The organism is Pedobacter lithocola, assembly GCF_042650845.1.
GTDB lineage: Bacteria > Bacteroidota > Bacteroidia > Sphingobacteriales > Sphingobacteriaceae > Pedobacter > Pedobacter lithocola.
This window is the reverse complement of sequence record NZ_JBHSBW010000011.1, coordinates 84,167-106,456: the sequence shown is the minus strand read 5'-3', so window position 1 is coordinate 106,456 and position 22,290 is coordinate 84,167. Positions and strand designations below refer to the sequence as shown.

Here is a 22,290-nt window from a genome sequence, read left to right as displayed (position 1 = left end):
GTATTAGTATATAAAAAAAACATCCTTACCTATGGAAGATCTATTGGCTTTGAAGACGAAGAATGTAGCCGGGAATATTAGAAAAGTTAGAGAATTCAGAGATTATACTCAAGATTATTTAGCTGCTAAGTTGAAAATCTCCCAAAATGCGTACAGTAAAATTGAACTGGGTTATAGTAAATTAACGATTGAACGCATGTTTCAAATTGCATCCATCTTAGAAATTGACGTAACTCATCTAATTACCTTAGAACCTGCAGCATTGTTAAAAACAATCTCAGAAGAAGAACTTGTAGCCGCACATAAATAGTCAGCGCAAAAAAATTTAAATCACATTTTCATCCTGCATTTATTACGATAACTTTGAAAAAAGATTATCGTATGCAGGATGTAATAAAAACCACCATTGATTTTGTAAAGAAAACGTTAGAAAATGCAGAAGCCGGACACGATTGGTTTCACATTGAACGCGTTTACAAAACTGCTTTAACAATTAATCACGCCGAAAAAGGCGATGAATTGATTGTTGCTTTGGCAGCGCTTTTACATGATATTGCAGACCCTAAATTTAATAACGGAAATGAAGAACTGGGTCCTCAAGTTGCAGAAGACTTTCTTAAATCAATTTATGTATCCGAAGATATAATTAAACAGGTAAAATTGATTATTCAAAACATGTCCTTCAAAAATAGCTTTGATAAACAGAGCTTTACATCAAAGGAGATGGAAATTGTTCAAGATGCAGACCGGTTAGACGCTATTGGCGCCATCGGCATTGCACGAGCATTCACCTACGGAGGTTTTAAAAATCGTGTTTTATACGACCCATCAATTCCTCCTGAACAGCATCAAAATAAAGAAAGTTACAAAAACACATCTGCTCCAACAATAAATCATTTTTACGAAAAATTGCTTTTATTAAAGGATATGATGAACACCACCGAAGGTAAAAGAATCGCTTTAGAACGCCATAATTTTATGCTTTTATATTTAGATCATTTTTATGCAGAGTGGGAAGGCAGATAAACCACTTGCCTTTATTCAGAAAGTATTCCAAAAACGAATAGGATTGTAAAATTTAAATACTAATATTTTTAGTTAATAAAGCTATATTTGTTAGTAAATAAAATTCTATGTCGTTTGATCGGATTCGTGAAAAATTAAATATTCTGGCTGATGCTGCTAAGTACGATGTGTCTTGTTCATCTAGCGGTGGTACGAGAAAAAATGATAATAAAGGTTTAGGAGATAGCCATAGTTCGGGTATTTGCCACACCTACACAGAAGATGGGCGTTGTGTATCACTATTAAAAATCTTGCTTACAAACTATTGCATTTACGATTGCTTGTTCTGTGTATCTAGAAAAAGTAATGATGTTAAACGAGCTGCGTTTACCGTTGATGAAGTGGTTGAATTAACCATGAATTTTTATCGCCGAAATTACATTGAAGGCTTATTTTTAAGTTCAGGAATTTTTAAGAATGCCGATTTTACAATGGAAAGATTGCTTTTGGTTTGTAAGAAACTTCGTTTGGAGCAAAACTATAATGGCTATATTCATTTAAAAACTATACCTGGCGCTAGTGATGAATTGATAAAAGAAGCTGGTTTATATGCGGATAGAATGAGCATAAATTTGGAAATGCCAACTGAAGCCGGATTGAAACTTCTAGCACCTGAGAAAAGCCATGCTGATGTGATAAAACCATTGGCATTTGTTCAACAGAATATTACGCAATTTGCGGCCGATAAAAAGTTGATAAAACACATTCCAAAATTTGTACCCGCGGGGCAAAGTACACAAATGGTAATTGGCGCAACTCCAGAAAGCGATAAAGACATCATGTACACAGCAAATGCATTTTATAAAAATTTTGCATTAAAACGGGTTTATTATTCGGGCTATGTTCCCATAAGTAACGACTCCAGAATGCCTGTTCTTGGTACACAGCCACCATTATTAAGAGAAAATAGGCTTTATCAAACCGATTGGCTGATGCGCTTTTATGGATTTAAGGTTCAGGAGATTTTAAATGATGCCAATCCAAACCTCGATGTAGACATTGATCCGAAATTGAGTTGGGCCATTCGCAACATGCAGCATTTCCCTGTTGATATAAATAAAGCCGATTATAGAATGATTTTGCGTATTCCAGGAATCGGGGTAATGTCTGCCAATAAAATTGTCCAAGCCAGAAAATTTGGAAAGTTGCGGATAGACCAGTTAAAAAAAATTGGAGTAGCTTATAATAGAGCAAAACATTTTATTACTTGTGCAGATACTCCCTACCAGATAAAGGATTATCAGGGCACACAAATTAAAGCCTTTATCATGGCAGATAGTCAGAGTAAATATTTGAAAACCGATAACAATCAGATGCTTTTGTTTTAAATGGTTTTTAAATCCGAACTGACCTCAAATATTTATGATATACATTTTTGATGATTCTTTACCAGGACTTTTAACTGCCGTATTCGAATGGTTTGAACGGAAACCGGGGAAAGTTGTGCTAAAATCGGCCAAAATTTTTCAACCGGAGGCATTTTCAGGATGCTTTGTCGTAGAATCAAATTCTGATAAAGCATACAGGGTTTGGAAAGGATTACAGAAAAAACTTAAAAAAGATTGGCTTAGAATACTTTATTGCTCCTATCTATCAGAAATTTCCGAGGCTTACAACCATCTGTTTCAGTTTACAATCTATATCTTCCAAAATGATTTGGGTGCTCAGAATAATTACGGTAACGAACACGTAATTGCACTAGCAAAATATGCTAAAAGCGTAGAGAGAGAAAAACACAGAATGGAGGCTTTTATCCGCTTTCAACATACAGCCGATGGAATTTTTTACACAGGTGTAGATCCGGATTTTAATGTACTTCCTTTAATCTCCAATCATTTTAAAACCCGCTATGCCGATCAGCAATGGATAATTTATGATTTGAAACGCAAATACGGCCTTCATTATAATCTAAACTCCGTGGAAGAAATTACGATAGATTTCACTAACGGCGTTAATAGTAAAAATCCCTCTGCAATTTTATTAGACGAGAAAGAAGAATTGTATTCAGTTCTATGGAAGGATTATTTTAAAAGTGCAAATATCGTTGCACGTAAAAATACTAAGCTTCATATACAACATGTACCAAAAAGGTATTGGAAATATTTAACTGAAAAGCAATTGAGTTAACATTCGATTAACATAAAAAAACTAAATTGCAGCATGAAATTAAGTGTGCTGGTTTTATTTACTGCTGCTGCCGTAGGCTTATCCATCGGCATGGTAAACTTCTATTTTCAACATAGTTGGTACTACCTTGCCATCTCATTTGGTGTTTCCTTTTTAAGTAGTTTTTTGGTGTTTTACTACCTTTTAGAGAAATACATCTACACTAAAATTAAACTAATTTATAAACTAATTCATAATTTAAAATTAGGCAAAGATTTAAAAGATGCACTTGGTGAATATGTAAGTTCAGACCCGATAAACGATGTAGAAAACGAAGTTAAAGAATGGGCCGGAGCCAAAAAAAAGGAAATTGATTTGCTTAAAAAACAGGAACAATTTCGCCGCGAATTTCTGTCTAATGTTTCGCATGAATTTAAAACACCACTTTTTGCCATTCAAGGTTATATTGAAACTTTACAAGATTGCCTGATAGATGACCCGGAAATGGCAACGAAATTTTTAAAAAAAGCCGAAAATAATGTGGAGCGTTTAAGTTACCTAATTAATGACTTAGATGCCATCGCTAAACTTGAAACCGGAGAATCACCAATTAACTACCAAAAGTTTGACTTTGTACAGCTTGCAAAAGATGTGATGGAAAACTTGGAAGATAAAGCCAAGAGAAAAAACGTAAACCTATTTTTTAAGGATAAATATACCGCTGTAACGATGGTTAATGCCGATAGAGAGAAAATCCGTCAGGTTTTAATTAACCTGATGGTAAATAGCATTAAATACGGTGTTGAAAATGGTGAAACGGCAATTAAGATTTTTGAATTGCATGACCAGTTTTTAATTGAGGTTACAGATAATGGAATTGGCATTGAAGAAAAACATTTATCAAGATTATTTGAACGTTTTTACCGCATTGATACTCATAGAGCAAGGGAAGTTGGCGGAACGGGATTAGGTTTAGCCATTGTGAAACACATTTTAGAAGCTCATGAACAAACCATTTCAGTGAGAAGTACGCCAGGAATCGGTACGACCTTTGCATTTACTTTGCAAAAAGTAAGTTAGGTTTTTTTTAAACAGCAACGAGCATTAAAAGGTTTTACAACAAAGCTCGCCAAGGAATGCACAGAGAACACAAAGCTATACACATAATTCTTTACCATGTAAGACATTTAAGAACATGTAAGCTTTCCCCTAAAAACTAACCGAAGAAAATCTTGCCTCTGTTTTTAAACCCGATAAAAGCGGCAGCCCCGAATTTTTTCAATGAGGGCTACAGCGGTTAGCGGGACTGCAGTTTCCGAAAAGCTTATTACCATTGTTTTCCAAATACTATAATAGTTCAATCTCCTTAAATGTATTTTACCGCAGAGATCGCAAAGGAATGCACAGAGAAAGCAAAGCTAGGCACATAATTCTTTACCATATAAGACATTTAATCTTTCCCTTAAAAACCAACCGAAGAAAATCTTAACTCTGTTTTTAAACCCGATAAAAGCGGCAGCCCCGAATTTTTTCAATGAGGGCTACAGCGGTTAGCGGGACTGCAGTTTCCGAAAAGCTTATTACCATTGTTTTTCCAAAATTATAATAGTTCAATCTTCTTAAATGTATTTTACCGCAGTGGTAGCTAAGGACTGCGCAGAGCACGCAAAGCTTAACGCGGATTGTTACATTATGAGATTATTTAAGGCAGGATAAGTGATTGCCACTATAAATTTATTGACGCTGAGTAAACAATTAACCTATTAGGCAGCTAATTACCGTTAATATAATTTGGAACTTAACATTAACTTAACATTGAGCTTGTAGCTTTGCAGCATATTAAAAATTAACATGAACAATATTTTTAAGTTCTTTACGCCTCAGGATAAAAAGTTTCACCCTTTATTTGAGCAAGCTGGTAGCAATGCATTGAAAATTGCTGAATCGCTTTTAGAAATGGTTAGCACAGCTGATGCTGAAAGCAGAAAGACAATTTTTAAAGAAATTGAGCGCCTGGAACATGTGGGTGATGATATTACTCATTCAATTTTCCTTGAACTAAGCAGAAACTTTATCACACCTTTTGATAGAGAAGATATACACCAACTGGCTACCGCAGTTGATGATGTTGCAGATTATATTTATGGCACTGCAAACCGCATGCAAATGTACAATATGAATGCCATTAGCGAACCAATTGTAAAAATTGCAGAGCTTTTAGTGGAAATGTGTACAGATATTGATAAAGCAATTAAAGAATTACGCAGTTTTAAAAATATACGTGTTATTGCTGATGCTTGTATTCGTATAAATAGTGGTGAAAACCAAGCTGATTACGTTTTTACTTTAGCCGTTGCCCGTTTATTTGAATACGAAACCAACGCAATTGAATTAATTAAACAAAAAGAGGTTTTACAAACGATAGAAAAAGCGACGGATAAATGTGAGGATGTAGCAAATGTGCTTGAAACTATCCTGGTTAAAAACGCTTAATAAAATATAAACATGGTAACTACCTTATTGGTTGTTGTTGTAATTCTGGCTATTGCTTTCGATTACATTAACGGCTTCCACGATGCCGCTAATTCGATTGCAACAGTTGTTTCTACAAAAGTTCTTACGCCATTTCAGGCGGTTTTATGGGCTGCGCTTTTTAATTTCGCAGCTTATTTTTATTTTACAGACCACAAAGTGGCCAATACCGTTGCTAAAACCGTAATCGAAAATTACATCACTTTAGAGGTTATTCTCGCAGGCTTAATTGCGGCCATCATGTGGAATTTATTAACCTGGTGGTATGGCATTCCGTCTAGTTCATCTCACACTTTAATTGGTGGTTTTGCTGGTGCTGGTATGACCTATGCATTAATTACAGGTGCAAGTCCGCTTGATGCTGTAAACATGGGTTATGTAGTTAAAATTATTTCCTTTATAGTATTGGCACCAATAATTGGTTTGGTAATATCGGTGGTTTTGACATTAATCATTATCAATATTTGCAAGAATGCTAAACCAGCAACTGCAGAAAAATGGTTTAAACGCTTACAGCTGATTTCTTCAGCAGCATTAAGTTTTTTCCATGGTGGTAATGATGCGCAAAAAGTAATGGGTATTATTGCTACAGCATTAATTGCGGCAAAAGTGATTCCGAATTTTGAGGCAATGCCTTGGTGGGTTCCTGTATCTTGTTATTCTGCAATATCTTTAGGTACCATGAGTGGTGGCTGGAAAATCGTGAAAACAATGGGTTCTAAAATAACGAAAGTTACCGCTCTAGAAGGCGTTGCAGCAGAAGGTGCAGGTGCAATTACATTAGGTATTACAGAGCATTTCGGTATTCCTGTTTCTACAACACATACCATTACAGGTTCGATTGTGGGTGTAGGTGTGGTTAAAAGTGTATCAGCAGTGCGATGGGGTGTAACCATTAACCTTATTTGGGCATGGATTTTAACTATCCCGGTTTCGGCAACATTAGCTGCTATTATTTATGCGGCCATTTACTATTTCAAATAAAACAAAATCCTTTTAATAATACTCGGAAAGACTAAGGCAAATTGCTTTAGTCTTTTTTTGCTATTTACGGTTTTTTTAATTTTAAAAAATTGGATAAGTGGTTAATATTTTCACCACCTAAGACGCCTAAGTTCACTCAAGACATCCTTAATTATTGACTTGATTTATGCGTCCAACTTAAATTTTCTTCAATGTCTAAGGTGGAAAAAGCAACTTTCCTGATTTTTAATTCACCACCTAAGACAACTAAGTTCACCGAAGAAAATGTTGAAGAAATTCCATTTGATGGAATACTGAAATATTTTATATAGTTCGATTTACTTACAAGCTTTAAAGGCGCACTAAAATTTAATACTCATCTCAACTAAATCATTACCATTTTTAGGTAGAACCCAGTCTGGGCCGCTTTGAATTAGTCGCTTCGCTTCAGCATCAGCCTTTTTATTTAGCGATTTTATAACAGTTACATTTGTTGGTCTCCCGTTAGCTTTAACTTTAAAACTTACGATAACAAACTGCTGTGCACCTTTAGCATTGTATAATTTATTATTGCTTTCGAGATATTGTTCATAGTTTACAGTAGATACAGGAACAGGTTTCGTTATATCGCCACTCGATTTATCTAAATTTTCGGTAGCTCTTAAAACAATTTTTCGAGGGGCAACCGATTCTTTTTTACGCCCATTCGAGCCTGTAATTAATGCAATTTCATTTATAGATTTGTCACCCGTTAAAGCCATACGAATTGCGTTCTCATCGGTTGTAATGGCTCTGTCGTTAAACCCTTGAGCCTTAATTACAACATCTTTATTTTTATCAACACTATCTACAGGTAATGAGAAATAACCTACAGAATTTGTAGCGGTTACTGCTTTTGAATTTTCTAATTTAACTACAGCGCCTGCTACAGGCTGTCCATTTTGAGATATTACGTTTCCACTATAAACCATTCCACTTCCAGATAAGGCTGGTGCTGGGGCTACAGTTATCTCATTTAAAGTACTAACATCTGCCTGTTTTAAGGCAACACTTGGAGACTGCTTTAAACCTAAATTAGCACTAACTTCATTACTTTTAGCCTCTGATACTGATTTTGTATTTCTGGCTAAGTCACCCGTTTTGGCTTCAACAATAGCTTTATCAATTAATGCCGATTGTGATGGTGAACTAACCTTAGTAGAAGTGCTGTCAGCATTAGTTTTAACAGATGCAATTGCATTTGCAGAATCTAAATTAACAACAACACCTTTCGATTTTCTTGCAGCAACTTCGGCATTTTTACGGTTCGTTTCCCGCATAAAAAATAGAATACTTACAGCAATAAAAGCAACTGTTGCCGTTGCAGCAATACTTAAACGTTGCGTAGTGATGCCCCACATTTTACGCTTAATCGGTTTTTGAGAAACCCTATCGTAAAGTTGTTTTTGTAAAATAGAAAGTGTTTGCTTACGTTTTGGCGATTGACGCAAGCCTTCCAGCGCTTCCGCGACAAAAGGATCATCAAGTGCTTGGCGTTCTACAAAGTGCATACCTTTAGCATCAAGCTTACCATCAAGGTAATCTTCAAGCACATCAATATCTAACCAATCGTTATTCACTACTATTTTTCTCTATACAAATCTTTAAATTCCGCTTACCATTTTGAATATAGCTTTTTACCTTAAGCATGTCGTAACCAGTAATATTGGCCACTTCTTTATAACATTTTTCTTGTAGATAAAATAAATCTACGCTTTTTCGCTGTTCTTCACTTAAAGTTTCCATGCACTTTTCCATAATGGTAAGCTGCGTTTCTTTTGTGTTGTCAATATCAAGATGCACAAACTCGCTGTTTTCCACAAAAGTATCATCTATAGAAACTATATTTTGCTTAGCAGATTTCCTAAGAGCCATTAAACAATGGTTTCGGGTGAGCACATGCAACCAACTTTTAAAATTTTGCACTTCATGCATTTTGAGTTTTTTAACTAACTCCTCAAAAATCTGCATTACAGCATCTTTGCTTTGCTCTTCATCTTTAAAATAGTTTAAGCAAACACCAAAAACCAAATGCATGTATTTATTGTAAAGCGTACCCAAAGCATTTAAATCACCAGTATTTTTATACTCGGCAATTAAATCTGCATCTTCTTTCTGGTTATTTCCAGCTGTATTTTTTATAAACTTCAAAAATTGGGCGCTAAGTCGAAATATCTTTCAAGTATAAAAAATATTTTTGAGTGATGGGGTATAAAACAATCATTTAGGATATAGAGCCAATTGATTATTTGGAAGGCTATGTTTGGGAATTTCGGCTACGACAGTCCCGCTTTTTGCTACAATCTTTCTCAAACCAAAAAGGTTTTAAAACCCTTTTTTGTTTAATCAAAAGTGTTTCTGCGGCAATTGGGTTTACAAACAGCGGTTTGTTCTAAAAACCAGGGTTGCAGAGTAAACAAACTTAATTAGGGTTATCTTTGGTTAAATAACTTCTTTATAGAGATTATGGCAGTTGTTTTGCTTACTATCCGTTAAACACACACAATGAAAAGAACTAATATTTTAATTGCATCCCTAGCATTAATATTATTTACAAATTTAAAGGTTCAGGCACAAATTAAGCTAAGCGACATTTTTAAAAAAGTTACTGAAAGAACCTCAACAACAAGTGCAACAGGTACACCTACAACCTTAGAAATCGGACAAGGAATAAAAGAAGCATTGCAAATTGGCGTTTCTGCTGGTGCAGATAGGTTATCGGCAAAAGATGGTTTTTTAGGTAACCTGGCTGTTAAAATTTTAATGCCTCCTGAAGCACAGAAAGTGGAGAAAACCTTAAGAAGCATTGGCTTAAATAAACTTTGTGATAATGTTGTGCTCAGCTTAAATCGTGCTGCCGAAGATGCCGCTACTGAGGCTAAACCTATTTTCATTTCAGCGATTAAACAAATGACCATTGCAGATGCTACAAATATCCTTTTAGGAAATAATAACGCAGCTACAGACTACTTTAAAAGAGTTACCACATCGCAATTGATGCAGAAATTTAGTCCTATTGTTACCACAAGTTTAAATAAGGTAAATGCAACAAAATATTACAGCGATTTAACCTCACAATATAACAGACTGCCATTGGTTAAGCCTGTGAACACAAATTTAACCGAGTACGTTACACAAAAAGCTATTGATGGTTTGTTTTTAGAAGTTGCAAAAGAAGAGCTTAAAATTAGAGGAAACCTAAGCTCTAGAAGCACAACTTTATTGCAAAAAGTTTTTGGCTATGCCGATAGAAAAAAAAGTTAAGTCTTGTTAACATCATAAAAGAAAAAGATTCAGGTTTCGAAAGCGCCTGAATCTTTTTTGTTTAAAACTATTTGTAAAATTGTACATGAGGAAATGCAACATCAAAATAGCTTCGATTACAATTTTTATTTGCGGATTGCTTTCTGCTTGCAGCAATGAAAAACCTGGCGAGAACACATCTAAAGCTATTTTAGATACCGTTTCTTTAAGTAATAAAAATTTCGCTTTGGCCTATCAGGATGGAGGTAAAATTGTAGCCACAAGCATTGATACCATGAAACAAATCTCTTTTGGTGGCGCTTCAGATCCAGCCATTTCTCCTGATGGAAATAAACTTGCCTACACCGTTAATGATACCGCCGGTCATAGAACGATTTGGGTTGCAGATATGGAAAATAAAAGCCAGTTGCAGCTTCGCGTTAACAACGATAATTATTACCAAGCGGTATGGTCGCCTAGCGGAAATATAATAGCTTTTAATATTTTTAGTGAGGCAAAACTTTGGAAAATAGGGGTTATTAAAACAGATAATACTGGCTTCGTAGTACTTGATAGTAAATCGCCTAATAATATTTATGCGCCAACCTGGAAAAACGAAATAGAGTTAATTGGCCATGATTTAACTAATATTTACACCTTTAATATTTCAGGGAAATTAATTGACACTAAACCCATCATCAGTTTTATTGGTAAAGATTTTTCCATTGCCAGTAGCAATCGCTTTTTTTATTCGAAAGATGGTAAAAAGTTAATTTTTAATGCCGGCAATACTGATGTTTTAGATGGCTTAACTGGTCCGAGTGAAGCTGTTTATAGTGTTGATTTGGCTAATAAAAAAGTAGAAAGAATTTCACCAAAAGGCATGCATGTAGCTTATATTTTTGTTACTGCCGACGACAGAATTTTTTACAGCGGAGCAGAAAAACCTTTTAAAGAGAGCAAAATTTATGTTTCTGATTTAAAAGGTAACGCCAAATTGGTTGTAGATAAAGGAACAAACCCAACAGGAACTTTGAAATAAGGCTTCGTTTGTCTTGGCCAATCAGGTTTTTCCTTTTGTTGGTATCCATTAAATTCTGAAAATGTAATGCTGATAAGAACCACACCAACGTACAGACAATCAGCAAGATGGAAATCCAAAGAGTTGAATAACAATTTTTTTTTGAAGCGCAATGCCTCTGCATATCAATTAATTTCTTCCTGTGTTACGTTTGTACACTTTGCGTCGTCGTGCCTCCTCGCTGCAGGGTACCGCTACACCCAGGGCTAGGTGGCTAAAGCAGTAATAATTTTAACGGTTTGCAACAGCCACTGTTCTTAAACCCGACAGCAGCGACAGCCCCGAATATTTTCATGAGGGCTACAGCGAATGGCGGGGCTTAAGACCGCCATTAAATACTTCCTTACATTTTCAAAAAAATCAAGCATCATACATAGTTATTTTTATAAACCATGTATCTTAACATGCCTAGTCAAAAAAAATAAAATAATTTAAAGTAATATTGGTTTTCATCCGTCTACAGGTTTATCAATCAAAAAATTTTGCCAGCAAACGAATCTCAAAATATAATTTCTACGGTTGCCAATTATGGTAAGCGCTTATTTAGTTTCATTCGTGGGCGGGTGAACACTGACGAAGATGCGGAAGATATTTTACAGGATGTTTGGTACCAATTGAGCAATCAACCCGAAGCAGGTGCGATAGAACAAATGAGCGGATGGCTTTATCGGGTGGCAAGAAATAAAATTACCGACAAATATCGCAAACAAAAAGATGTGCTTATTGAAGATTTGAGTTTTGAGGGTGAGGATGGCGAAATCAATTTCAGGGAGATTTTATTAGCTGAATCTTTTTCGCCTGAGGAAGAAAGCTTGAAGAAACTTTTTTGGGATCAGCTGTTTTTAGCTTTGGAAGAATTGCCAGAAAACCAGCGCTATGTTTTTGTTCAAAACGAATTGGAAGATAGAACGTTTCAAGAATTGGCAGATGAAACCGGAGAAAATATTAAAACTTTAATATCGAGAAAAGGCTATGCAGTAAAACATTTGCGTAGCCGTTTACAAAATTTATATCAAGAATTTATTAATTATTAATTTAGAAGGAAATGAGAAACAGAAAGTTTAGTAAAGGCAAGAAATTCTTTTTCTTTATCCCCGTTATAGCATTAATTTCTACCGCTTTAGGCTATACCGTAATGTATTTATGGAACTGGATTTTACCGGAAGTTGCCCACACTGGCACATTAAATTTCTGGCAGGCACTAGGCTTATTGGTTTTATGTCGATTGCTTTTTGGTAACTTTAACAAAGGTGGTGGTGGTAACAATCGCTTTCGCGAAAAAGCGATGAATATGCGTTCTAAATGGCAAAGCATGAACGATGAAGAACGTATAAAATTTAAGGAAGAGTTTAAACAAAGGTGTGGCCCTTGGCGACATAAGAATAAAGAATAATTACAAACCAGCTAAATGCTGGTTTTTTTGTGAATTTATTTTTAGAACAAATGAATGTTTTACACTCTTTACTTAGGTTTTCTTAGGTGCCATAGGTGGTGCAAGTTTTACCGTGTAAGAAATTTAAGATTCATTTAAGCCGGTGGGTCTAAAACTTCAATCAAATCTGCAATGAATAGAAACTATCCATTTCCAAAGTAGTTAAAATACATTTTTAAAATATTTTAAAGTAAAATCTTCAAGTCTCCGTCTTCCCAATTATATAAACAGATAAAAACATGAAACAAATATTAAAAACAATAGGATTCGGGATTGTGCTTGGTGCAACCGCATTCTTCATACCCTTTATATTCAAGTTTATTTTTGCCGTAATGGTAATTGGATTTGTATTCAAAATGATTTCAAGAGGCAAAAAGCGTAAACATTTCACTAGTAGGTTTGAAAGCTACAGCAATTACTATTCGCCAGTTGTACCAATAGATAATCAATGGTACAAACCTGCGGTGCAAGGAAATGGGTTTGTTCAAAACATCAATGTAAACTATTAATTTATGAAAGCATTTAGAATATTATTAGCATTTGCTGTTGCAGGAGCTACATTTTATAGCCTTAACGTTTTAGCAATCCAACATGGTTATGGCGATAGGCTGGATTTTAAAAATAGGTATTACCATGAGCATGATTGCAATCACGAGCATGGTAAAGCACATAACCATCACCATAGCCAGAAAGCAGTTAATAGTCAAATAACGCCTGTTGACAGTGCAAAAACTATAAATCGCTAAGGTTATGTCGCAGATACTTTTCTTAAGCGTTCCATCACAAGGTGATGTTAAACCCAACTTGAGTTTAGCAAGTGAGTTAATAACTCGTGGCGAGCAAGTTACTTTCTTCAGTTCTGATGAATTTAAAATTTCTATAGAAGAAATTGGAGCAGATTTTAAAGCCTACAAAAGAGATGCGAATGTATTTCAACAAGAAGAAAGTATCAGCTTAAATGAAAAACCAAAATCGGGTTTAATTAGTGCGTTGCTAGAACCGATGAAGTTTATTGATGATATCGTAATGCAGATAAAAGGATTGAAATTCGATTATGCCATTTTCTCACCAAATTATCCGTATGCGAATATTATATCATCATTATTAGGCATTCCAAAATCAGAATACAGCAACTCTTAAAACTGTATAAGTATTGCGGCGAATAAACAGATTAACAACAATTAAAATTAAAAACATGTACAATAAAAATAGATGCCATATTGGCGAAATGAATAGGGGTTGCGGACCAAGAGGTAACAGATTTGCTCAACATAAGAAACATTTGTTTGAAGGAATGTTTAGACGCGTTCCGGCAAATATTGAAGAAACCGATGAAAGTTTTATCCTTCATCTTTTTGCTCCTGCCTTAAATAAGGATAACTTAAAAGTGATAACTAAAGATGATGTTTTAACAATTTCTTATGCACCAAAAGAAGACGCAGAAACTTCAGCAAAGTTTAGTAGAAGAGAATATGGCAATGGAGCCTTTGAAAGAGCTTTTGCCTTGAACGGCAAAGTGCTTAGCGAAAACATATCTGCAAGTTACGCTGATGGAATTTTAAAAATAACCCTTCCTAAAAACCCTGAAACGAATATACCTGCAAAAGATATTGCAGTAAACTAAGTTTCGTCTATTATAATTTCCAAAGCTTCGATTGTTATCAGTCGGGGCTTTTTTTATTTTTTTGTTGCAGAAATACAGAATACGCGGTGAAAGAATTTTTAGAAAGGCTGCAAGAATATTGCGCTATGCAACCCCAGTTTATTAGGCTGGACTTGAGTTATCTAAACCCGATTTAACGAATGCCGATTTTTCTTCGGCAGATTGAGAGCGGGGCTACAGCAACCGATTTACACCAAACATTGCTTTTCAAATCATTTTACTTATCCAGTTTTAAACTCAGTTTGCTATTCGTCGTATTTTAAGGTACTTTTGCTAAAATACAAAAACATAACAGATTGAATTTTAACGACTTTAATTTTAACCCCGATTTATACGAAGGCCTGATGGCCATGGGGTATAAAAGCGCTACTCCTATACAAGAACAAGCCATACCGGTAATTTTAAATAACCACGATCTTATTGCTTGTGCACAAACAGGTACCGGAAAAACAGCCAGCTATTTATTGCCAGTAATGGATAAAATAATGAAGGCAAAGGATAGGCACAACAACACTTTAATTTTAGCACCAACCCGCGAGCTTGCGCAACAAATTGATTTACAGGTTGAAGCACTTGCTTACTTTACCAATATTAGTTCGTTAGCGGTTTATGGCGGCGGCGATGGCATAGCTTATGAGCAACAAAAACGCTCGATGCGTGATGGTGTTGATGTTATCATCGCAACTCCAGGAAGGTTAATGGCGCATTTGTCTTCTGGAGTTTTAAAACTAGAGCATTTGCAACATTTAATTTTAGATGAGGCCGATAGAATGCTAGATATGGGTTTTTATGATGATATAATTCGCATTATCAGTTACTTGCCCAAAAAACGCCAAACTTTGCTTTTCTCTGCTACAATGGCGCCTAAAATTAGAACCATGGCAGGTAAAATTTTGCATGAGCCTCAGCAGATTACCATTTCAATAGCCAAGCCGGCAGAAGGTATTAACCAGCAAGCATACCTAATTCACGATCAACAGAAACAGGCTTTATTAACAGATATTTTTAAAGACGAAACATACAAAAGCAGTATTATTTTTGTTTCTACCAAAGATAAAGTTAAGGCGCTTTACAAAGCTTTTAGAAGTTTAGGTATTAAAGCCGAGGCTTTCCATTCGGATTTAGGTCAGAAAGAAAGAGAAGATATTTTGCTTGCTTTTAAAAACAGAAGATTGCCCATTTTGATTGGAACAGATGTTTTATCGCGAGGGATTGATGTTGAGGGAATTGATTTGGTAATTAACTATGATGTTCCTGGCGACCCGGCAGATTACGTTCATAGAATTGGCAGAACGGCGAGGGCTTCTACAAAAGGAACAGCCATTACCTTAGTTAATGGAAGAGACAAACGTAAATTTGATAACATAGAGAAACTGATTGAAAAAGAAGTTCCGAGAATGACTTTACCTGAGCATATTTCTGCCATGGAAATAACGCATGTTGAAGAAAAAAGACCTCACCAAAATAACGGCAAGAAAAAGGTTTGGCACAAGAAAAAGCCAAAACCAAGCAGCCCAAGTAGTTAGTTTGCAGTTTTTGTAATTTGTCGCGTTGACCTTGTAGAAACGTCTTTCAATGTTTTTACAAGTCCTTCGACAAGCTCAGTTTGACATGGTGTGTAATAAATTAAGTGGATATATTTAAGGAGATACCATCATTTTTAGAAGTTTAACCACTTTTAACACTCAGGTAAACTAATCGGAATATTAGTCGCTAAGCCACCATCTGATGTTTCTTTGTATTTGGCATTCATGTCTAAAGCAGTCTCCCACATGGTATTTACAACAGCATCTAAGCTTACTTTTGCTTTATCAGGGTTACTCTGCAAAGCCAACTGACTTGCCGTTATTGCCTTAATAGCACCCATGGTATTGCGTTCGATGCATGGGATTTGAACTAAGCCGCCTATTGGGTCGCAAGTTAAGCCTAAATGATGCTCCATTGCAATTTCTGCAGCCATTAGAACCTGCCTTTGAGAACCACCTAAGCACTCTGTAAGTGCCGCAGCTGCCATTGCCGATGAAACGCCAATTTCAGCCTGGCAACCACCCATGGCAGCCGAAATGGTTGCTCCTTTTTTAAAAATACTACCAACTTCAGAGGCACAGGCAATAAATTGAATTATCTTATCTTCCGCATAACCATCGCAAAAAGTAATATAATATTGTAACACCGCAGGGATTACGCCTGCTGCACCGTTGGTTGGCGCCGTTACAACCCGCCCAAACGATGCATTTTCTTCGTTAACAGCTAAAGCAAAACAACTTACCCAATCTAAAATATAATTGAAGCCGTTTCCACCCTTCTTAATCGCATCAACCCAAGTGTAATAATCATGATATTCACTAGTTCCCATTAAGCGCTTATTCAACGGAAAAGCTCTTCGGGCAACATCTAATCCTCCCGGCAGAAAACCTGTAGTGTGGCAGCCTCGATAAATACAATCTCGCATAACAGCAAAATGCTGCAAAATACCTGCTTTGGTAACAGATTCTGGTCGCCATGCAGTTTCATTTTCCATAACAATTTCGCTAACCTTCAAACCCGTAGATAAACACCAGTGTAAAAGCTCCTTAGCTTTTTCTACAGGAAATGGTAAATCTACCTGCACTTTCTGGCTATTATCTTCGCCTTCTTTTACCACAAAACCGCCACCAATAGAATAATATGTTTCGGAGAAAGCCTTCCCGCTATTTAAAAATGCTTGAAAGGTAACCGCATTTGGATGAAATGGTAAACTCTCAGCGAAAAGAAAAAGTAAGTCATTATCGTAATCGAAATTTATGTTGGAGGCGCCAGCCAGATTTAGCTTTTTATCTTGCTTTATTGCTTCAAAAGTTGGCGTAACAGCATCAACATTAAAAGTAACTGGGTCTGCGCCGGTTAAACCCAAAAGAATTGCAACATCAGTTCCATGTCCTTTACCCGTTTTTGCAAGTGAGCCGTAAAGTAATATTTTTACCATTTCAACATCAGCTAAAAGATTGTTTTCTTTTAATGAAGCTGTAAATTGTTGGGCAGCACGCCATGGGCCAAGCGTATGCGAACTGGATGGGCCAATGCCAATTTTAAAAATATCAAAAACTGAGATTTGTTCTTTAATCATTGAGGTATGTTGTAATACAAAACTATGATTTGTTTTAGAACTTCGGGTGAAATTTCGAAGTATAACAATAACTGAAGAAGAAACTGTTTAAAAAAATTTGGAAATGGAAGTGTGTAGTTTTTCGCTTAAGCAGCCCTGGTTTTCATTACAATCAGGTTTATAAACGAAGGTTTGTAAACCATGAAAACCTTTAAAATAGAACACATCTTTTGCAAATTAGCCCCGGTTGCAGCGAGCACACAGCAACAGCCATTTCGGCTGTTCGCATAGTAAAGCGAAAAATGGGCACAAATTTAGTTTCTTGCATAAGCCTTGCGCTGCTAAAGAATACAAACCGATCGACATATTTATAAACTGGGTTTAAATTATTTTGGAAACGAACATTCATTGCTTTTGGCGGTTTGCAGCCCTGCTTTACATTTCAAGCCCAATGAAAAATTGGGGCTTTTCATTACAATCAGGTTTATAAATGAAGGATTGTGTACCAAGCAAACCTTTAAAATGGAACACAGCTTTTGCAAATTAGCCCCGGTTGCAGCGAGCACGTAGCAACAGCCATTTCGGCTGTTCGCATAGTAATGCGTAAAACGGGAACAATTTAATTACTTGTATAAGCCTCGCGCTTCCAAAAAATACAAACCGATCGACATATTTATAAACTGGGTTTAAATTATTTTGGAAATGAACATTCATTGCTTTTGGCGGTCTGCAGCCCTGCTTTACATTTCAAGCCCAATGAAAAATTGGGGCTTTTCATTACAATCAGGTTTATAAACGAAGGATTGTGCACCAAGCAAACCTTTAAAATGGAACACTGCTTTTGCAAATTAGCCCCGGTTGAAGCGAGCACGTAGCAACAGCCATTTCGGCTGTTCGCGTAGTAAAGCGTAAAACGGGAACAAATTTAATTTCTTGCATAAGCCTTGCGCTGCTAAAGAATATAAAACTGATCCACGTATTCATAGACAAGTTTTATTGTGTTCTAGCTATATTTTTTAATTATTTACCACCTTAGTCATCGTAGAAAACCTAAGCTTGATGCTCTTAGATGTTTAAATTGGTAAACTATTTTGCGTTTTTTAATGCAAGCCTTGAGCCTATAAAATTTTAATAACAAGAAGCCTATAATATATTTAAAGAAGGGAAAAAGACCTTTATAGTTTTAAAAATCGTCAGCATTATTTATCTTAGCAGCAAACCTGAGTAATGGATAACAAAAAGCTACTTGCAAAATTATTAGCACAACCCGGAATGGTTGGGCAAGAGCATATCCCAATATTACAGGAAATGTTAAAAGAATATCCGTACGCACAAGCCCTTCACTTGCTTTTAGCCAAAACTGATTCGGAATTTATACCTAAAGCAGCTTTATATAGCAACGGAAATGTGTTGTATAAAATATTGCAGGAAGAGCCAGTTGCGGAAATTGAACAAGATGATTTTGCTTTGGTTGATGCTGAAAGCACGGCAGACGAGCAGGAAATTTTTGATGAGATAGGAGAAATTACGGTACAATCAGAACCTAAAATTACTCAGCCTGTAAATATAGAAACACCGTATAATTTACCTGGTATTGATAGCCATTTAATGGATTTGCCGGTAAATGACGACAACTTTATTGAAACCGTTGCTGCTACAGATTTTTTTGCATTTGAAAAAAAATTAAGCACTGATGTGGTAAACGTTCCGGAGATAGAAACAGTTGTACCTGATGAGCCCGAACATAATTTCGTTTCTAAATACGATGATGACCAACTGCCTTACACCTTTTTATGGTGGCTGGCTAAAACCCGTAAAGAACACGAACAGATTTTTCAGCCTTATGCGCAACCTAAACCGCAGTTGGTAAAGCAATCGCCAGTAAAAAATCAGGATAGAGCTGAGTTTCAGCAGCAGTATGTAGAGCATATTTTTCACATTCAAACACCGTTCGAAGTTGCAGATCATTTAGCAGAATACCCTGCAGCTGAAGCTAAAGATGCAAAGGGTGCTGAAATAATAGAAAAGTTTCTAAAAGAAGACCCAACTATTAAACCACCAAAGCCAGAGCAAATTGATAACGAGAATAAAGCCAAAAAGAGTGCTGAAGACCGTTATGACTTGGTTTCGGAAACTTTAGCCAAAATTTACATTGAGCAAATGCTTTACCACAAAGCCATAGATACTTATAAAAAATTAAGTTTGAAATATCCAGAAAAAAGTGGTTACTTTGCCGACCTTATCCAATCTATAGAAAAGAAATTTTAAAATATATTTTATCATGATAACCTTTTTAATCATTTTATTAATTGTTGCTTGTGTAGCTTTAGGCTTATTCGTTTTAGTACAAAATCCTAAAGGCGGTGGTTTGGCAACAGGTGGTGGTACTAGTAACATGTTTGGTGTACAACGTACTGGCGATGTTTTAGAAAAAGGATCGTGGGTATTGTTAGCACTAATTGTGGTTTTAACTTTATCGATTACTACTATTGCTAAAACAAACAACGGTGCAGCAGCAACCGGAAATACAGAAATTCAAGACCGTTTAAATAAAATGCCTTCTCCATCTCCACTTGGTGGCGGTGCAACTAACAACGCTACTCCTGTACAACCTGCACCAGCAGATACGACTAAAAAATAGTTAAGGCTAACAAAATATTTAAAAGCTTTCCTCAAAAGGGAAAGCTTTTTTTGTATAATCGACTTTTTATCTAATCCTGTTAAACTTTGTTAAAAATCAAATGAATACATAAGGCAAGATAGATTGAACGTAGGTTAGTTTATATATTTAACAAACCAACCTTAACAAAATGAAAAAACTCATCATCATTTTATTGTTTTCAATCCTTTATCTTGAATCGTTTGCCCGCCAGAATATTTCTGAAACCACAAAAATTGAAACGTTTGTTAAAATTTGGGGTTTTCTTAAATATCATCATACTGTTGTTGCAACAGGTAAAACTGACTGGGATAGAGAATTTACAACACGAATCAAGGATTTAAAGAAGCTCGATTCTAAACAAGAAATTAATCAGTATTATACTGCCTGGATTAAAAACCTTAGTAAAACGCAAGATTGTAAAAACTGTGAAGCAGAAAGGAAACAAACTTTTAAATTGAATTATGACGTGCTATGGCTTAAAGATTCTGTTGCTTTTAGCCAAGAACTGATAGATGAGTTAGAACACATAAAAAACAATAGAAATCAAAATTCGAATTTTTATGTAAGTAAGATAAAGGGTGTTGGTAATACAAATTATGATAACGAAAAGAAATATCCAGATTCTGTTTTTCCATCTACAGAAATGAGACTTTTAACATTGTCTAGATACTGGAATATTGTCAATTATTTTTTTCCATACAAGTATAAAACAGACCAGTCATGGAATTCAGTGCTACAAGAAATGATTCCAAAGTTTACCTACGCGAAGGATACAACAGCTTATCATTTAGCAATAAAAGAATTAACTGCTAAAGTAGATGATAGTCATGCGCAGTTCTCTACAAGAAATACCAATATGTATTTTGGTTTCAAATGGGTTCCCTTTTATTTTAAAATAATTGATAATAAAGCGGTCGTAACTGGGTTTTGTAATGAAGTTTTAGCTAAGAAGGATGATGTGAGAGTTGGAGATGTTTTTACCAATATAGGAGGATTATCAGTAAGTGAAATTTTAAAGCAAAAATCGAAATTCATAGGCGCTTCGAATGAGGCTGTTAAGTTGCGAGGTGCGTATTATATTTTATTTAACGGAGATACTGATAGAGTTACAACAGAATTTGAGAGAGATGGAAAAATTGAAAAGAAGATACTAACAAGGTATGGCTATAATGAGATAAACTATAAATGGAATGCTTATAACGGAATCGATACCAGTAAAATTCTGAATGGAAATATTGGCTATGTAAACATGGGCAACCTGCAAAAAAACCAGGTAGATTTAGTTTTAAAGAATTTAAAAAATACCAAAGCGATTATATTTGATTTAAGGAATTATCCAAATGGAACATTATATCAAATTGCAGAGTTTCTCAATAAAGAATCAAAGCCATTTGTAAAGTTTACTACACCGCAAATAGATAATCCTGGCAATTATGTCTTTACAAATGTGTTGTATTGCGGAAAGAAAAACCGTGATTATTATAAAGGAAAAGTTATTCTACTCTGCAACGAAAACACCCAAAGCCATGCTGAATTTACATTGATGGCGCTTAAAACGGCACCTGATGTTATTGTAGTTGGAAGTCAAACCTCAGGTGCAGATGGAAATTTCTCGGCAATTACGCTCCCCGGAAATTTACAAACTGGTATTACAGGTATTGGTGTTTATTATCCTGACGGAACAGAAACTCAAAGAATTGGTATAGTCCCAGATGTTATTGTTATGCCCACGATTAAGGGCATAAAAGCTGGTAAGGATGAGGTTTTAGAAAAAGCTTTAAGCTTACTGTAATTTAATAATGCTTCACAATTGTTCAAGCTGTATAACAATTAATTCAACATTACTAAAGTAATTTTGCGATTTCCAAACCCAAATTGCGAAAGTTTAAGTTTATTTCTACTGCCAAGCTGACACTTTATATTCTTCTGTCGTTTGTAAATTGACAGTACAGGTGAAAATTTGTCCCTGCGAAGCTATTGGCATAAAAAGTGTAATTGCATGCTTAGTTAAAAACTTAAATCAAAATAAAAAATAATAAAAGTTATGGCGTTAAACCTTAAACCAATTGCTGGCAGTTCGAACAGAGTAATCGTTGAACCGGCTGCGGCAGAAGAAAAAACTGCATCGGGTTTGTATATCCCTGATACTGCAAAAGAAAAACCATCTAAAGGAACTGTAGTTTCTGTTTCTGAAGAAGATTCTGAAGGTAAAAAAGCCAGCGTTAAAGTTGGTGATGTTGTAATTTATGGTAAATACGGCGGTACCGAATTTCCTTACGAAGGTAAAGATTACCTAATTATGCGTGAAACTGATATTTACGCTGTTGTAGGATAAATAATGATTAAATGACTGAGTTTCGAATGAGTGAATTCAGCATAAAGTCAGAAAAAATAAATAGAAATTATAGAATGAGTGATT

23 protein-coding genes are annotated in these 22,290 nt (G+C 35.5%); 20 read left to right on the top strand and 3 right to left on the bottom strand.

The genetic code is table 11. The annotated features are described in order from the left end of the window. Positions 1-31: 31 nt before the first annotated feature. The 7 genes from ACFOWA_RS10800 to ACFOWA_RS10770 all read left to right on the top strand — a co-directional run bounded on the left by ACFOWA_RS10800 (position 32) and on the right by ACFOWA_RS10770 (position 6,687). Positions 32-310, top strand: coding sequence for a helix-turn-helix domain-containing protein (locus ACFOWA_RS10800; RefSeq protein ID WP_378984979.1), 279 nt, complete (start codon positions 32-34; stop codon positions 308-310). A 71-nt stretch (positions 311-381) separates the two neighbouring features. Further along, the gene (locus ACFOWA_RS10795) at positions 382-1,026 is read left to right on the top strand and encodes an HD domain-containing protein (protein WP_378986148.1); all 645 of its coding nucleotides are present in this window, start codon (positions 382-384) and stop codon (positions 1,024-1,026) included. Between the two features lie 107 nt (positions 1,027-1,133). Continuing rightward, on the top strand, positions 1,134-2,393 hold the full coding sequence (locus ACFOWA_RS10790) for a putative DNA modification/repair radical SAM protein (protein WP_378984977.1): 1,260 nt from the start codon (positions 1,134-1,136) through the stop codon (positions 2,391-2,393). 34 nt (positions 2,394-2,427) lie between these two features. Then, a complete protein-coding gene (locus tag ACFOWA_RS10785) occupies positions 2,428-3,192 on the top strand; it encodes a TIGR03915 family putative DNA repair protein (RefSeq protein WP_378984975.1) in 765 nt (254 codons plus the stop codon). 33 nt (positions 3,193-3,225) lie between these two features. Beyond that, the gene (locus ACFOWA_RS10780) at positions 3,226-4,251 is read left to right on the top strand and encodes a sensor histidine kinase (protein ID WP_378984973.1); all 1,026 of its coding nucleotides are present in this window, start codon (positions 3,226-3,228) and stop codon (positions 4,249-4,251) included. Positions 4,252-5,022: 771 nt separating this feature from the next. Beyond that, positions 5,023-5,664 carry a DUF47 domain-containing protein gene (locus tag ACFOWA_RS10775; protein WP_188414583.1) on the top strand — a complete coding sequence of 214 codons (642 nt, stop codon included), beginning with the start codon at positions 5,023-5,025 and terminating at the stop codon, positions 5,662-5,664. 12 nt (positions 5,665-5,676) lie between these two features. Beyond that, positions 5,677-6,687: an inorganic phosphate transporter gene (locus ACFOWA_RS10770; protein WP_378984971.1), complete on the top strand. Its 1,011-nt coding sequence runs from the start codon at positions 5,677-5,679 to the stop codon at positions 6,685-6,687. Between the two features lie 341 nt (positions 6,688-7,028). On the opposite strand, the gene ACFOWA_RS10765 is transcribed toward ACFOWA_RS10770, so the two are convergent. Next, positions 7,029-8,285, bottom strand: a complete 1,257-nt coding sequence (locus ACFOWA_RS10765) for an energy transducer TonB (protein ID WP_378984969.1) — start codon at positions 8,283-8,285, stop codon at positions 7,029-7,031. Continuing rightward, a complete protein-coding gene (locus ACFOWA_RS10760; RefSeq protein ID WP_378984967.1) occupies positions 8,278-8,856 on the bottom strand; it encodes an RNA polymerase sigma factor in 579 nt (192 codons plus the stop codon). The genes ACFOWA_RS10765 and ACFOWA_RS10760 overlap by 8 nt, the downstream gene beginning before the upstream one ends. Positions 8,857-9,210: 354 nt before the next feature. Here ACFOWA_RS10760 and ACFOWA_RS10755 point away from each other — a divergent pair, with 354 nt between their 5' ends. From ACFOWA_RS10755 to ACFOWA_RS10715, 9 genes are all read left to right on the top strand, one after another. Next, a complete protein-coding gene (locus ACFOWA_RS10755; RefSeq protein ID WP_378984965.1) occupies positions 9,211-9,969 on the top strand; it encodes a DUF4197 domain-containing protein in 759 nt (252 codons plus the stop codon). An 85-nt stretch (positions 9,970-10,054) separates the two neighbouring features. Beyond that, positions 10,055-10,990 carry a TolB family protein gene (locus ACFOWA_RS10750; protein ID WP_378984963.1) on the top strand — a complete coding sequence of 312 codons (936 nt, stop codon included), beginning with the start codon at positions 10,055-10,057 and terminating at the stop codon, positions 10,988-10,990. A 521-nt stretch (positions 10,991-11,511) separates the two neighbouring features. Then, positions 11,512-12,063, top strand: coding sequence for an RNA polymerase sigma factor (locus ACFOWA_RS10745; RefSeq protein ID WP_378984961.1), 552 nt, complete (start codon positions 11,512-11,514; stop codon positions 12,061-12,063). A gap of 11 nt (positions 12,064-12,074) precedes the next feature. Next, positions 12,075-12,422, top strand: coding sequence for a hypothetical protein (locus ACFOWA_RS10740; RefSeq protein WP_378984959.1), 348 nt, complete (start codon positions 12,075-12,077; stop codon positions 12,420-12,422). A 278-nt stretch (positions 12,423-12,700) separates the two neighbouring features. Next, positions 12,701-12,970, top strand: coding sequence for a hypothetical protein (locus ACFOWA_RS10735; RefSeq protein ID WP_378984957.1), 270 nt, complete (start codon positions 12,701-12,703; stop codon positions 12,968-12,970). 3 nt (positions 12,971-12,973) lie between these two features. Continuing rightward, positions 12,974-13,207: a hypothetical protein gene (locus tag ACFOWA_RS10730; RefSeq protein ID WP_378984956.1), complete on the top strand. Its 234-nt coding sequence runs from the start codon at positions 12,974-12,976 to the stop codon at positions 13,205-13,207. A 4-nt stretch (positions 13,208-13,211) separates the two neighbouring features. Further along, the gene (locus tag ACFOWA_RS10725; RefSeq protein WP_378984955.1) at positions 13,212-13,601 is read left to right on the top strand and encodes a hypothetical protein; all 390 of its coding nucleotides are present in this window, start codon (positions 13,212-13,214) and stop codon (positions 13,599-13,601) included. A gap of 55 nt (positions 13,602-13,656) precedes the next feature. Continuing rightward, a complete protein-coding gene (locus ACFOWA_RS10720; protein WP_378984953.1) occupies positions 13,657-14,085 on the top strand; it encodes an Hsp20/alpha crystallin family protein in 429 nt (142 codons plus the stop codon). 335 nt (positions 14,086-14,420) lie between these two features. Next, positions 14,421-15,650 (top strand): DEAD/DEAH box helicase, encoded by a 1,230-nt coding sequence (locus ACFOWA_RS10715; RefSeq protein ID WP_378984952.1) that lies wholly within the window; start codon positions 14,421-14,423, stop codon positions 15,648-15,650. Between the two features lie 152 nt (positions 15,651-15,802). On the opposite strand, the gene ACFOWA_RS10710 is transcribed toward ACFOWA_RS10715, so the two are convergent. Beyond that, positions 15,803-17,230: an L-serine ammonia-lyase gene (locus ACFOWA_RS10710; RefSeq protein WP_378984950.1), complete on the bottom strand. Its 1,428-nt coding sequence runs from the start codon at positions 17,228-17,230 to the stop codon at positions 15,803-15,805. Positions 17,231-18,436: 1,206 nt separating this feature from the next. Here ACFOWA_RS10710 and ACFOWA_RS10705 point away from each other — a divergent pair. The 4 genes from ACFOWA_RS10705 to ACFOWA_RS10690 all read left to right on the top strand — a co-directional run bounded on the left by ACFOWA_RS10705 (position 18,437) and on the right by ACFOWA_RS10690 (position 22,206). Then, the gene (locus ACFOWA_RS10705; protein WP_378984948.1) at positions 18,437-19,477 is read left to right on the top strand and encodes a hypothetical protein; all 1,041 of its coding nucleotides are present in this window, start codon (positions 18,437-18,439) and stop codon (positions 19,475-19,477) included. A gap of 13 nt (positions 19,478-19,490) precedes the next feature. Beyond that, entirely contained in the window at positions 19,491-19,850 is a 360-nt protein-coding gene (gene secG, locus ACFOWA_RS10700) for a preprotein translocase subunit SecG (protein ID WP_123207003.1), read from the top strand. Positions 19,851-20,019: 169 nt separating this feature from the next. Continuing rightward, on the top strand, positions 20,020-21,663 hold the full coding sequence (locus tag ACFOWA_RS10695) for a S41 family peptidase (RefSeq protein WP_378984946.1): 1,644 nt from the start codon (positions 20,020-20,022) through the stop codon (positions 21,661-21,663). A gap of 252 nt (positions 21,664-21,915) precedes the next feature. Beyond that, a complete protein-coding gene (locus ACFOWA_RS10690; protein WP_025141798.1) occupies positions 21,916-22,206 on the top strand; it encodes a co-chaperone GroES in 291 nt (96 codons plus the stop codon). The last annotated feature ends 84 nt before the right edge of the window (positions 22,207-22,290 follow it).

Coding starts and splice junctions, on each gene's coding strand:
- ACFOWA_RS10780 (WP_378984973.1), top strand. CDS start 3,226: ATGAAATTAAGTGTGCTGGTTTTATTTACTGCTGCTGCCGTAGGCTTA.
- secG (WP_123207003.1), top strand. CDS start 19,491: ATGATAACCTTTTTAATCATTTTATTAATTGTTGCTTGTGTAGCTTTA.
- ACFOWA_RS10755 (WP_378984965.1), top strand. CDS start 9,211: ATGAAAAGAACTAATATTTTAATTGCATCCCTAGCATTAATATTATTT.
- ACFOWA_RS10770 (WP_378984971.1), top strand. CDS start 5,677: ATGGTAACTACCTTATTGGTTGTTGTTGTAATTCTGGCTATTGCTTTC.
- ACFOWA_RS10710 (WP_378984950.1), bottom strand. CDS start 17,230: ATGATTAAAGAACAAATCTCAGTTTTTGATATTTTTAAAATTGGCATT.
- ACFOWA_RS10740 (WP_378984959.1), top strand. CDS start 12,075: ATGAGAAACAGAAAGTTTAGTAAAGGCAAGAAATTCTTTTTCTTTATC.
- ACFOWA_RS10690 (WP_025141798.1), top strand. CDS start 21,916: ATGGCGTTAAACCTTAAACCAATTGCTGGCAGTTCGAACAGAGTAATC.
- ACFOWA_RS10750 (WP_378984963.1), top strand. CDS start 10,055: ATGAGGAAATGCAACATCAAAATAGCTTCGATTACAATTTTTATTTGC.
- ACFOWA_RS10795 (WP_378986148.1), top strand. CDS start 382: ATGCAGGATGTAATAAAAACCACCATTGATTTTGTAAAGAAAACGTTA.
- ACFOWA_RS10730 (WP_378984956.1), top strand. CDS start 12,974: ATGAAAGCATTTAGAATATTATTAGCATTTGCTGTTGCAGGAGCTACA.
- ACFOWA_RS10790 (WP_378984977.1), top strand. CDS start 1,134: ATGTCGTTTGATCGGATTCGTGAAAAATTAAATATTCTGGCTGATGCT.
- ACFOWA_RS10720 (WP_378984953.1), top strand. CDS start 13,657: ATGTACAATAAAAATAGATGCCATATTGGCGAAATGAATAGGGGTTGC.
- ACFOWA_RS10735 (WP_378984957.1), top strand. CDS start 12,701: ATGAAACAAATATTAAAAACAATAGGATTCGGGATTGTGCTTGGTGCA.
- ACFOWA_RS10800 (WP_378984979.1), top strand. CDS start 32: ATGGAAGATCTATTGGCTTTGAAGACGAAGAATGTAGCCGGGAATATT.
- ACFOWA_RS10725 (WP_378984955.1), top strand. CDS start 13,212: ATGTCGCAGATACTTTTCTTAAGCGTTCCATCACAAGGTGATGTTAAA.
- ACFOWA_RS10775 (WP_188414583.1), top strand. CDS start 5,023: ATGAACAATATTTTTAAGTTCTTTACGCCTCAGGATAAAAAGTTTCAC.
- ACFOWA_RS10695 (WP_378984946.1), top strand. CDS start 20,020: ATGAAAAAACTCATCATCATTTTATTGTTTTCAATCCTTTATCTTGAA.
- ACFOWA_RS10705 (WP_378984948.1), top strand. CDS start 18,437: ATGGATAACAAAAAGCTACTTGCAAAATTATTAGCACAACCCGGAATG.
- ACFOWA_RS10785 (WP_378984975.1), top strand. CDS start 2,428: ATGATATACATTTTTGATGATTCTTTACCAGGACTTTTAACTGCCGTA.